Raw genomic sequence first — 11,737 nt, 5'->3', positions numbered from 1 at the left:
ACCGGCCAATACCGTCACTAGACTTGCCAGCAGAGCCCTGCTTTTGTGGATTCCAGCCAAAGGACCCCACGCGACGGGCGCCGTACAACCTTGCGACAGAGCCGGAGAAACTTGATGAGCCACGATCTGACCACGACTGCGGGAAAGATTGCAGATTTCCGCGACCGCCAGGCCCGTGCCGAACAGCCCTCCGGCCCGGAAGCGATCGCCAAGCAGCACGCGCGCGGCAAGAACACCGCCCGCGAGCGCATCGACCTATTGCTGGACGCCGGCTCCTTCGTCGAATTCGATGCGCTGGCCGTGCACCGCTCCACCGCGTTCGGCATGGAGAAGAAGAAGCCCCTCGGCGACGGCCTCGTCTCCGGCTACGGCACGGTGGACGGCCGCCCGGTCGCGGTCTACAGCCAGGATTTCTCCGTCTACGGCGGCTCGCTGAGCCAGGTCAACGGCGAAAAGATCGTCAAGGTCCAGGAGTTCGCGCTGCGCAACGGCTGCCCCGTGGTCGGCATCCTCGACGGCGGCGGTGCCCGCATCCAGGAGGGCGTCGCCTCCCTGGCGATGTTCGCGGACATCTTCCGCAACAACGTCCACGCCTCCGGCGTCGTCCCGCAGATCTCGCTGATCATGGGCCCCTCCGCCGGCGGCGCGGCCTACTCCCCCGCCCTGACCGACTATGTGGTCATGGTGGACAAGACCTCGCACATGTTCATCACCGGCCCGGACGTCATCAAGACCGTCACCGGCGAAGACGTGGACATGGAAACCCTCGGCGGCGCCCGGCAGCACAACGCCAACACCGGCACCTCGACTTACCTGGCCTCCGACGAGGCCGACGCCGTCGAGTTCGTCCGCGAACTGCTCGACTTCCTGCCCTCCAACAACCTCGCCGAGGCCCCGGTGCTGGAGCACCAGCAGGAACTGGAGGTCGACGACGACGACCTCGCCCTGGACGCGCTGATCCCGGACTCGGCCAACCAGCCGTACGACATGCGCAAGGTCATCGAGCAAATTGTCGACGACGCCCACTTCCTCGAGATGCAGTCCCTCTATGCCCCGAACGTGATCATCGGCTACGGCCGGGTCGAGGGCCACACGGTTGGCATCGTGGCCAACCAGCCCATGCAGTTCGCCGGCACCCTGGACATTGCGGCCTCGGAAAAGGCCGCCCGCTTCGTCCGGCACTGCGATGCCTTCAACATCCCCATCATCACGCTCGTGGACGTGCCGGGCTTCCTGCCGGGCAAGGACCAGGAGTTCCAGGGCATCATCCGCCGCGGCGCCAAGCTGCTCTACGCGTATGCCGAGGCCACCGTGCCCAAGCTGACCGTGATCACCCGCAAGGCCTACGGCGGGGCCTACATCGTGATGGGCTCCAAGAAGCTCGGCGCGGACCTCAACCTGGCCTGGCCCACCGCCCAGATCGGCGTCATGGGCGCCCAGGGTGCCGTGAACATCCTGTACCGCCGCGAACTCGCCGCGGTGGCCGAGGACGGCGGCGACGTCGAGGCCAAGCGCGCCGAGGTGATCCGCCAGTACGAGGAAGAGCTGCTCAACCCCTACCAGGCCGCCCAGCTCGGCTACGTGGACGCCGTCATCGCACCGTCCGAGACCCGGATGCAGATCATCAAGGGCCTGCGCGCCCTCCGGGACAAGCGGGCCGCCCTGCCCGCCAAGAAGCACGGGAACATCCCGCTGTGAGCCCCACCCGCCCCCTAACCTCGCAAGTCCCCACCGGCTCCCAGCCTTCGCAAGCTCAGGCCGGGTCCCTCGCCGGCGTGGGCCCACGGCCAGAAGGACCCGCCGACAGCCTCGACTCGCCGCTTCTCTCAGTCGTGAAGGGCGAACCGACGCCGGAAGAGCTGGCGGCGTTGACCGCCGTCGTGCTGTCCCTGGGGCAGACCCAGCAGGCGGCACCGGAAAGCCCCGGCGTCCGGCACTGGGTCCGCCGGCAGCAGCTTCGGCTGGCGCCGAGGCCCGGTCCGCAGGCCTGGCGCCGCAGCCTGGGCTGAGCCGACGCGGTTCAGCGTCCTGGCAGGGCCTGCCCGCAGCCGAAATCTGCACGGGAGAGTTGCTCGCGAAAAAGTTCAGTGACTCTTTCATAACCGCGGCGGCCGGGCTAGTCTCGTCGGGTGACTACCGAAATCATCGCCTCAGACAACACTGCCCCCGCGCGCCAGCAGACGGCCATCGACGCCGTCGCCGACGCCTACACGGACACCCTGATCCGGCTTAACCCGAGCTTCGCCACCGAACTCGGCCTGCCCGGGCACGAGACGGAGTACCAGGATTTCTCCCCCGCCGGCCACGAGGAATTCGCGGCCGCCGCCCGCGAGGCACTTGTGGCGCTGGACGGGCTGGAGCCGGCTGACGACGTCGACGCCGTCACCCTCGACGCCATGCGCGAGCGGCTGGGCCTGCAGCTGGAAATCCACGAATCGGGCTGGGCCACGGCCGATCTGAACAACATCGCCTCCCCGTCCCAGGACATCCGCGCGATCTTTGACCTCATGCCGACGGATACCGCCGGGCAGTGGGAGCACATCGCGGGCCGGGCCCACAATGTCACCGCCGCCATCGACGGCTACATCGAGTCGCTGCGTTCGGCGATGCAGGACGGCAAAGTGGCCGCGGCCCGCCAGGTTTCGATCGTGATCGAGCAGGCCACCAAGCACGCCGCGGACGACGGCTTCTTCGCCAAGCTCGCCGCCGGCGCCAAGACCGCGGACGGCCCGCTCCCGGCGGAACTGCAGTCCCGGCTCGACGCCGGCGCGGCAGCTGCCCGGGTGGCGTACTCCCGGCTCGCAGGTTTCCTCGAGTCCGAGCTCCTGCCCGTCGCCCCGGCCAAGGACGCTGTGGGCCGCGCCCGCTACGCCCTGGCCTCCCGGGACTTCCTCGGCGCCACCGTGGACCTGGAGGAGACCTACGCTTGGGGTGTCCAGGAACTCGACCGCCTCATCGCCGAACAGGAACGGGTGGCTGGCGAAATCCGGCCCGGCGCCACGGTGGAGGAAGCCAAAGAGATCCTCAACAACGATCCCGCCCGCCAGCTCAAGGGCACCGACGCCCTCCAGGCCTGGATGCAGGAACTGTCCGACAAAGCCGTCGCGGAGCTCGCCGGCGTCCACTTCGAGATCCCGGACGTCATGAAAACGCTGGAGTGCCGGATCGCGCCCACCGATGAAGGCGGCATCTACTACACGGGACCCTCGGAGGACTTCAGCCGCCCGGGCCGCATGTGGTGGTCCGTGCCGGCCGGTGAAGACACCTTCACCACGTGGGCCGAAACCACCACCGTGTACCACGAGGGCGTGCCCGGCCACCACCTCCAGGTCGCCACCGCCACCTACCGCCGGGAGCTGCTGAACAAGTGGCGCCGCAGCGTGTGCTGGACCTCGGGCCATGGCGAAGGCTGGGCACTCTACGCGGAGAAGCTCATGCAGGAGCTCGGCTACCTCAATGATCCCGGCGACCACATGGGCATGCTGGACATGCAGCGCATGCGTGCGGCCCGCGTGGTGTTCGACATCGGCGTGCACCTGGAACTCGAAGTCCCCGAGCGCTGGGGCAGCGGCATCTGGACCTCGGAGAAGGGCTTTGACTTCCTCCGCGCCAACCTGCCGATCAGCGAGGGGCAGCTGAAGTTCGAGTTCACCCGCTACCTGGGCTGGCCGGGACAGGCCCCGTCCTACAAGGTGGGCCAGCGGCTCTGGGAGCAGATCCGGGAAGAGCTGGAATCCCGCCCCGGCTTCGACCTCAAGGCCTTCCACACGAAGGCCCTGAACATCGGCTCGGTGGGCCTGGACACCCTCAAGCGCGCGCTCCTGGGGTAAGCCGGGTTCCGTGGGCTGCCCGGGATGGCAGTTCGCGGCAGTGTGTCTCCAGAGCACTGCCGCGAACCGTCATCTCGCGCCTCACCGGGCGGCCCGGGCGGCCCGGCGACGAGACAATCACCACACCGCTTGCCGGAATAACTTCACAAAAGCCCCTGCCGGCGCGGCAAGCCCGGGCATTCCGCGGCGCGGGGCCACCCGTGGCGCCGTAACATTTCTCAACATCCGTTCGTCATGCTATTGGCAACGGTCCTAGCGTGTTCCGGTGACCACTCAGACAAGCACCCCCGCACCCGCTGGAAAGACCGGGTTCCAGCTGCCCAAATGGGCCGGCTCGTTCGGCTTCCAGATCATTGCCGCCCTGATCGTCGGCCTGGGCCTTGGCCTGCTGGCCAAGTACACCGGCAGCACCAAGGCCAACCCCAACGCCCTCGGCACCACGCTGCAGACCATCGGCTCGAGCTACGTCTCGCTGCTGCAGACCGCCGTGGTCCCCCTGATCTTCACCGCCGTCGTCAGCTCAATTTCCAACCTGCGCGCCGTTTCCAACGCGGCCCGGCTGGCTTGGAACACGCTGCTCTGGTTCGCGATCACCTCGCTAATCGCCGTGCTGATCGGCATCGGCCTGGGCGTGCTGCTGCAGCCCGGCGCCGGAACCGGCATCAGCCAGGAAGCGAAGTACGCCGGCAAGTCCGGTGACTGGTGGGCCTTCCTGACCGGGCTGTTCCCGAAGAACTTCCTGGGCCTCGGCGCGACCACCACCGTCACTGACGGCGTCGCCACCACCGCCGTGAGCTTCAACGTCCTCCAGATCCTGGTAATCGCGATCGCCGTCGGCATCGCCGCGCTGAAAGTGGGCAAGGCGGCCGAGCCGTTCCTGGCCCTGAACGCCTCCGCCCTCGCCGTCATCCAGAAGGTCCTCTGGTGGATCATCCGGATCGCGCCGCTGGGCACGATCGGCCTGATCGGCAACGCCGTGGCCGTCTACGGCTGGGACACCATCGGCTCGCTCGGCAAGTTCACCGTGGCGATCTACATCGGCCTGGCGCTCGTGCTGTTCGTGGTCTACCCCGTGCTGATCCGCAGCCACGGACTGTCCATCAAGCAGTACTACTCCGGCGTGTGGCCGGCCGTGCAGCTGGCCTTCGTCTCCCGCTCCTCGATCGGCACCCTGCCGCTGACCCAGCGCGTGACCGAACGAAGCCTGGGTGTCCCCCGCGCCTACGCCTCCTTCGCCGTGCCGCTAGGCGCGACCACCAAGATGGACGGCTGCGCGGCGATCTACCCGGCCGTGGCGGCGATTTTCGTGGCCCAGTTCTTCGGCATCCAGCTCGACTTCACCCAGTACCTGCTGATCGCACTGGTGTCCGTGCTCGGCTCTGCCGCGACCGCCGGCACTACGGGCGCCGTCGTGATGCTGACGCTGACGCTCTCCACGCTGGGACTGCCGCTGGCCGGCGTCGGCCTGCTGCTGGCCATCGACCCGATCCTGGACATGGGACGCACCGCCGTCAACGTGGCCGGGCAGGCATTGATCCCGGCGATCGTGGCCAAGCGCCAGGGCATCCTGGACGAAACGCTGTACAACGCGCCGCGGAACGGCGATCCGTTTAGCGACGACGTCGATGGCACCGCCGCCGTCGACCCCTCCGCCGCCGCCACTCCCGCGGCAGGACGGGACGAGCGGGAACTGGCTGGCGCCAGGGCGTAACAACAGAACGAGTGTTCACCAGAGAAGTCCCCAGGGAATCCCCGGGGACTTCTCTGGTTTACCGGCTTCGGCTTTAGCCGGCCTCGGCCCCAGCCCTCACGGGCCTAGTGTCCGCCGATCACACCCTTTTCGGCGGCCTTGGTGACTGCGTCCGCTTCTGCCTGGGTCAGGGTGCCGTCCTTGACGGCCTGGTCCAGCCGGGGCTTCAGTGCCGCGGCGTGATTGGCCTGTTCCGCGGTACGCAATTCCTCCAGGGCAGCGGTGACCTTGGCTTCATCGATGCCGAGCGACTTCGCCAGGGACGCGGCCAGGGCCTTCTCCATTGCGGCGCGGTCCGGCTTCTGCCCTGGGGCCGGCGGGGTGGCCGGCCTGTTGGCTTCGCGGAAAGTCTTCAGGGCGTCGGTGACCTTCGCCTCGTCGACGCCGAGCTTGGCGGCGAGTTCTTTGGCGCGGGAGCCGAACTCCGCACCGCCGTGGCCCCGGTGTCCACCGCGCATGCCGTAGCCGTCGGCGAAGTTGTTCCCGGGAGCACTCGAGCTGGGTGTCGGGGCGGGCGTCGGCGTCGTGGTGGCGGAGGCCATCCCGGCGACCCCGAGCCCTGCGCCCAGTGCAACGGTCGCCGCCCCGAGGCCGAGTGCGATTTTCGTTGTGCGTGACATCTGCTGTCTCCTGGATCTGCCGCGCGGTGACGGCGCTTGAAGCTGATGGTTCGTCCGGGGAAGGCTGCTCCACGAGCATCTCCAGTCTGCACCTGCCCCAGCAGAGATAGCTGTTTCCCAGCTTTCACTTTCCTGTGAATCCGGCAGGGACGCCCAGAGGGCAAAAAGAGGGCACAATGGCGGCAAAGGTGGATAGGCTCTGGGCATGCTGATCGTCACTTCGAATGACATCCCGGGCCACCGGATCGACGCCGTCTTCGGCGAAGTCATGGGCCTGACCGTCCGCTCCCGGGACATCACGGCCCAGCTCATGGCGGGCTTCCGTTCCCTGGGCGGCGGCGAGGTGCTGGAAATGACGCGGGCCCTCTACGACAGCCGGCAGGATGTCATGGCCCGGATGGTGGCCGAGGCCGAGCAGCGCGGCGCCAACGCCATCGTTACCATGCGCTTCGATACATCGGCGATCGGGCAGAACTGGACGGAGATCTGCGCCTACGGCACAGCCGTTTTTGCCATTCCGCTCTCGCAGAATGAGCCCGGGGCAACGGGCCAGTCGATCTACCTGACCAATTCCGGCGACGCGGCAGCCCAGCTCAAGCCTTGAGCGCCAATCCTGCCAGCCCCCACCCCTGGAAAATACTTGCCCAGAGTGCAAACATGCACGTAGTGTAAGCGCGTGTCCCCATCGCCCTCCCCCTCCGCCGCCCACGCCGCCGCATCCGGCGACCCCGGTGTCCCCTCGCGCCGCGAACTAAACAAGGCCGCTACCCGGCAGGCCATCACGGACGCCGCCATGGACCTGCTCCGCACGCGGGGACCCGGAAACTTCACGGTGGAGGACATCGCCGACGCCGCCGGGATCTCCCGGCGCACGTTCTTCAACTACTTCGGCAGCACCGAGGCGGCGCTCGCCTCGGTGACGTTCGGCTTCCTGGACACGGCACTTCAGCAGTTCCGGCTCCGCCCGGCAGGCGAGCCCATCCTGGAATCGGCCCGCGCAGCCCTCGTTGAACTGGCCGATCCCATGACCGTCGCACCGGTGGCCGAGCTCTACAGCCTGGGCCAGACCAACCCCCAGCTCAGCCGCTCCGAGCTGGAAGCATGGGACCACTGCACCGAACAGATCATCGAAGCCGCCCGCGAACGCTTTGCGCTGACGGCGGCCGGCGACGTCGACGAGCTCTACCTCCGCGCCCTCGCCGGCTCCGTCATCTCGTGCGGAAAAGCCGCCATGGATGTCTGGTTTGCCCGCTGCGGCGGCGACCTGACCCCCGAGTCCCTGTCCGTCCTGCGCCAGCTCCTGATCGATTCCATGGGCCTCCTCGGCTCCGGATTCGCGTCCCACTCCCCCGCCACCCCTTCCCCAGATCGGCACTGACATGGCCCTGTTGCTCTACCGTCTCGGCAAGTTCTCCTACCGCCACCGCTGGCTCGTCATCTCCCTCTGGCTCGCCGTCCTGGTGGCCGTCGGCGGCGCGGCTGCGGCCTTCCACGGCACCATGTCCAACAACTTCCAGATCCCCGGCACTGAAACCCAGCAGATGGCGGACAAGCTGAAGCAGGAGCTGCCCAAGTCCTCCGGCGGCTCGGCCGGCATCGTCTTCGAGTCGCAGAACGGCCAGTTCACGCAGGCCGGCAAGGACGCGGTCTCGGCTGCGCTGACCAAGCTGAAAGCCCTCCCCGATGTTCAGGGCACCGTGGACCCGTTCGCCACCCAGGCCCAGCTGGACAAGGCCGTCACGGACCTTGCCGCCGGCGAGCAGCAGGCATCCGCAGGACAGGCGCAGCTGGACGCGTCGGCCGCCCGACTGGCCGCCGGCAAGGCCCAGCTGGCCGCCGCCGAGCAGCAGATGACCGCGGCCGGCATGTCCGCCGAGGCCATCGACGCCCAGCTTGGCCAGCAGAAGGCTGCCCTCGCCGCGGGCCAGGAGAAGCTCGACGCCGGGACCAAGGAACTCGAGGCCGGCGCGGCCAAGCTCGCCCTGGCCAAACGCCAGTTGGAGGCCTCGCAGGGCATGCGGTTCGTATCCGAGGACGGCACTGCGGCAATCGCCCAGGTCCAGTTCAAGACCTCGATCAACGGGCTGGCCCCCGCCGTGCGCCAGCAGGTCCAGGACATCGCCCACGAAGTCTCCTCTGCCGGCGTGACCGCCCTGGCCAGCAAGGAAATCACAGAGGACGTCTCCGAACTGTTCGGCATCTCGGAGATCCTCGGCATCGCCATCGCGGCGCTGGTGCTCATCGTCATGCTGGGAACCCTGATCGCCGCCGGGCTCCCCCTGCTGATGGCCCTGGTCGGTGTGGCGGTGGGCGTCGGCGGCACCTTTGCCCTCAGCGGCGCCGTCGACATGAGTTCCATCTCCCCGATGTTGGCGCTTATGCTGGGCCTCGCCGTCGGCATCGACTACTCCCTGTTCATCGTCAACCGGCACCGCGGCCAGCTCCTGGCCGGCATGGACGGCGAGGAATCCGTCGCCCTCGCCACCGGCACCTCCGGCAACGCGGTGCTGTTCGCGGGCCTGACCGTCATCATCGCCCTCGCGGCCCTCGTGATCCCGGGCCTTCCCTTCCTGGCCGTGATGGGCCTGTCCGCCGCCGCAACGGTGGCAGTCGCCGTCGTCGTCGCCCTGACCCTCACCCCTGCCATGCTGTCCCTGATCGGGCCCAGACTCATCTCCCGCCGCGTCTGGGCCAAGGCGGAGAAGCACAACGCCGCCCCCGGCCACGAGAGCGCGGACCGTGCCCGCGACGAACGCCGCAGCAAACAGGGCTGGGGCGGACTCGTCACCCGGCACCCGGTCCTGGCACTGCTGGCCGGCGTCCTGCTGCTGGGCATCGTGGCGCTGCCGGCCAGCCAGTTGCGGCTGGCCCTGCCCGACGGCGGGTCCGAGCCTGTGGAGTCGCAGGCGTTCAAGGCCTATGACGTCACCGGCCGCAGCTTCGGCGAAGGCATGACGGGCCCGATCGTGGTGGTGGGCGACTTCCCGGCCGGCCTGAGCGCGGAGGAAGCCACAGCCAAGCAGCTCGACGTCGCCGACATCCTCCGCGGCACTGGCAACGTCACCGCCGCCATTCCGGTGGCGCTGAGCGAGGACCGCCGCACCGCGGTGTTCCAGGTCATCCCGCGGGAGGGCCCGGCCAGCGCGAGCACTGTCCAGGTGGTCTCCGAGCTGCGCGCCGAAAAGGACCGCATCAAGGATTCCACCGGGGTCAGCATCGGCCTCACGGGGCAGACTGCCGGCAACGTCGACGTCTCCGCCAAACTCGGCGATGCCCTGCCCCCGTACCTGGCCATCGTCGTCGGGCTGTCCCTGATCCTGCTGTTGCTCGTGTTCCGCTCCATCGTGGTGCCGCTGCTGGCCACGGGCGGTTTCCTGCTCTCGCTCGCGGCCGCCTTCGGAGCCGTCGTCGCGGTCTACCAGTGGGGCTGGCTGGGAACGGTGTTCGGCGTCGAAAACCCGGGCGCCGTGCTGAGCTTCCTGCCAATCATCCTGATCGGCGTGCTGTTCGGGCTGGCCATGGACTACCAGGTGTTCATCACCTCGGGCATGCGTGAGTCCTTCATGCACGGGGAATCGGCCCGGCATGCGGTCCGCACCGGCTTCAGCCATGCCGCGTCCGTAGTCACCGCCGCCGCCATCATCATGGTCAGCGTGTTCGCCGGCTTCATCTTCTCGCACCTGAACATGGTCCGGCCGCTTGGCTTCGCGATGGCCTTCGGTGTCCTGGTGGACGCGTTTGTGGTCCGCATGACGATTGTTCCTGCCGTGATGTACCTGCTCGGCGAGAAGGCGTGGTGGCTGCCCCGCTGGCTGGACCGGATCCTGCCGGACGTCGATGTCGAGGGCGCCAAGCTCCGGCCCGCGGCTTCAGCCTCAGCTTCGGCCGACAGCGAGCCCGAGCCGGAGGAGATCGGCGCGCGCTAAAGCCCGCCGACGAGTTGCCCTAAAGCCGCCCGCTGATCATTCTGATCGGCGGGCGGCTTTTTTGTGCGTGCAAGCCTGGACAGCTTGAGATCCGTTCGACGCCGGTTCCCCACCAACGCCGCAACGGGTCACATTCGAACTTTGCTCACTAACTTCTGCCATCCGGCCGGAGAGCAAGCCCTGTCGGTAGTATCTCCGGCATGGAAACTTTCCTCTGGCCGGGCTGTGAGTCCACTCACGGCGAGACCAACGTCGCCGTTCTCGTGCCGGGTGCGGGGTACAAGGTCGAATCGCCTCTTCTTTACTGGTCTGCAGAACAGTTGCGAGACCGCGGCTGGCAAGTGCAGGCAATTCGCTGGACCGACGATGATGAACCTGGGGATGACCCCCACGGGTTCGCGGCTCGTGCAGTTCAGCAGGCGTTCGCCGAGTTTCCGCACGCCGACCATCGACTCATCGTGGCCAAGTCGTTTGGCTCGTTCTCTATTCCTTGGGCGGAAGAGGCTCAAGTGCCAGCTATTTGGCTCACACCGATCCTCACGGATGACGTCATTCGGCGGACACTTGCTGAAACAAGTAAGCCGGATTTGCTCATCGGTGGATCCAAAGACAAGTTTTGGGCAACCGCTGCGTTGTCAGAAACCGCACCGACGTTCGTTGACATTCTGGACGCCAATCACTCGTTGGAAGTCCCGAAGGACTGGCGTGCCTCCTTGGCCGCGCACGTTCAGGTGTTCACGGCCATTGAGCGATTCCTAACCAGCCGACTCCTCTGACCGTCCCACTTCCTTCATCGGGAGAAAGTGCATCTCAAACCACGTGAAGCCGGGCCGCTCAGGCCGCCAGTGAGCCTGAGTGCCGCATACGCTTGAGCGTCTTCGCGCGATGCCGCTCGTCGCGGCGCTGGCGGCGGGAATCCGCACTCGCTTCGCCGGCAGGCGTTCCGGGCAGGGGCGGCGCTGTGGAACGGTACGTGTGGCCGGTGGGGGTGGTGAGTTCGAGGGTGTGCCTCGCGCCGATGCTCGAGGCGGATCCGGGTGCGGCTTCAGGGCTGGGGCGTGCTTTCCAGCCGGGGGTTTCTTTGGTGTGGTTGCAGGCTTCGCAAAGTCCGGCGGCGTTGTCCGTGGCGGTCGGGCCGCCGGTGTGCCAGGGCACGATGTGGTCCAGGTGGCGGATGGGCGCGTCGCAGTACGGGGTGCGGCAGGTATCGTCTCTGGTTTGGATGAAGCGGCGCAGGCCGGGTGGGAAGAGCCGGGCGCGGGAGTCCATCCCCACGAGCTCGCCGGTGCCGGGGTGGGTGTAGAGCCGGCGGAGCCAGGTGTTGAAGGTCCGGTCCTCGGCGTTCGTCCCGGCGCCGATGCGTTCCCGGGCCCAGCCGGCGGGGACGGTGCCGTAGCCGGGCAGGACGGCGGGTTCGGCGTTGCCCTGGAACAGGGTGCGGTCGGTGATGACGAGCTGGATTTCGACGCCGGTGATCCCGCCGGGGGTGCCGGTGGTGCGTTCGACCAGGGCATCGGCCATGAGCTGCCCGCGGCCCCTCGGGTCCCCGGCGGCGCGGAGGGTGTCGGCGTGCCCGGTGAGGGCCTTGTAGACGGCGACGCCGGCGGTCAC

The 11,737-nt window shown here is 67.9% G+C and carries 10 protein-coding genes; 8 read left to right on the top strand and 2 right to left on the bottom strand.

Features of this window, described 5'->3' with window-relative positions; all coding sequences use genetic code 11:
- Positions 1 to 114 precede the first annotated feature (114 nt).
- From AC1DBX_RS15830 to AC1DBX_RS15815, 4 genes are all read left to right on the top strand, one after another.
- Positions 115 to 1,698: an acyl-CoA carboxylase subunit beta gene (locus AC1DBX_RS15830; protein ID WP_028278320.1), complete on the top strand. Its 1,584-nt coding sequence runs from the start codon at positions 115 to 117 to the stop codon at positions 1,696 to 1,698.
- Positions 1,699 to 1,775: 77 nt separating this feature from the next.
- Complete coding sequence (locus AC1DBX_RS15825) at positions 1,776 to 2,009, top strand: acyl-CoA carboxylase subunit epsilon (protein WP_459385969.1); 234 nt, start codon at positions 1,776 to 1,778, stop codon at positions 2,007 to 2,009.
- Between the two features lie 120 nt (positions 2,010 to 2,129).
- Entirely contained in the window at positions 2,130 to 3,830 is a 1,701-nt protein-coding gene (locus tag AC1DBX_RS15820; protein ID WP_476932197.1) for a DUF885 domain-containing protein, read from the top strand.
- Between the two features lie 265 nt (positions 3,831 to 4,095).
- Complete coding sequence (locus AC1DBX_RS15815; protein ID WP_476932196.1) at positions 4,096 to 5,541, top strand: dicarboxylate/amino acid:cation symporter; 1,446 nt, start codon at positions 4,096 to 4,098, stop codon at positions 5,539 to 5,541.
- Between the two features lie 104 nt (positions 5,542 to 5,645).
- On the opposite strand, the gene AC1DBX_RS15810 is transcribed toward AC1DBX_RS15815, so the two are convergent.
- Positions 5,646 to 6,200: a hypothetical protein gene (locus AC1DBX_RS15810; RefSeq protein ID WP_476932195.1), complete on the bottom strand. Its 555-nt coding sequence runs from the start codon at positions 6,198 to 6,200 to the stop codon at positions 5,646 to 5,648.
- A gap of 205 nt (positions 6,201 to 6,405) precedes the next feature.
- Here AC1DBX_RS15810 and AC1DBX_RS15805 point away from each other — a divergent pair, with 205 nt between their 5' ends.
- The 4 genes from AC1DBX_RS15805 (at position 6,406) to AC1DBX_RS15790 (ending at position 10,902) form a co-directional block, all read left to right on the top strand.
- Positions 6,406 to 6,804: a YbjQ family protein gene (locus AC1DBX_RS15805; RefSeq protein ID WP_476856510.1), complete on the top strand. Its 399-nt coding sequence runs from the start codon at positions 6,406 to 6,408 to the stop codon at positions 6,802 to 6,804.
- A gap of 72 nt (positions 6,805 to 6,876) precedes the next feature.
- The gene (locus tag AC1DBX_RS15800; RefSeq protein ID WP_476849346.1) at positions 6,877 to 7,578 is read left to right on the top strand and encodes a TetR/AcrR family transcriptional regulator; all 702 of its coding nucleotides are present in this window, start codon (positions 6,877 to 6,879) and stop codon (positions 7,576 to 7,578) included.
- Between the two features lies 1 nt (position 7,579).
- A complete protein-coding gene (locus AC1DBX_RS15795; protein WP_476932194.1) occupies positions 7,580 to 10,126 on the top strand; it encodes an MMPL family transporter in 2,547 nt (848 codons plus the stop codon).
- A 200-nt stretch (positions 10,127 to 10,326) separates the two neighbouring features.
- The gene (locus AC1DBX_RS15790) at positions 10,327 to 10,902 is read left to right on the top strand and encodes a hypothetical protein (RefSeq protein WP_476932193.1); all 576 of its coding nucleotides are present in this window, start codon (positions 10,327 to 10,329) and stop codon (positions 10,900 to 10,902) included.
- Between the two features lie 58 nt (positions 10,903 to 10,960).
- Here AC1DBX_RS15790 and AC1DBX_RS15785 read toward each other — a convergent pair.
- Positions 10,961 to 11,737, bottom strand: a 777-nt coding sequence (locus AC1DBX_RS15785; RefSeq protein ID WP_476932192.1) for an HNH endonuclease, incomplete at its 5' end; no start/stop codon positions are given.

The sequence above is a fragment of the Arthrobacter sp. 10N44_2 genome, from assembly GCF_056394385.1.
This window is presented reverse-complemented; position numbering and strand designations above follow the sequence as displayed.

Coding starts and splice junctions, on each gene's coding strand:
- AC1DBX_RS15830 (WP_028278320.1), top strand. CDS start 115: ATGAGCCACGATCTGACCACGACTGCGGGAAAGATTGCAGATTTCCGC.
- AC1DBX_RS15810 (WP_476932195.1), bottom strand. CDS start 6,200: ATGTCACGCACAACGAAAATCGCACTCGGCCTCGGGGCGGCGACCGTT.
- AC1DBX_RS15805 (WP_476856510.1), top strand. CDS start 6,406: ATGCTGATCGTCACTTCGAATGACATCCCGGGCCACCGGATCGACGCC.
- AC1DBX_RS15795 (WP_476932194.1), top strand. CDS start 7,580: ATGGCCCTGTTGCTCTACCGTCTCGGCAAGTTCTCCTACCGCCACCGC.
- AC1DBX_RS15790 (WP_476932193.1), top strand. CDS start 10,327: ATGGAAACTTTCCTCTGGCCGGGCTGTGAGTCCACTCACGGCGAGACC.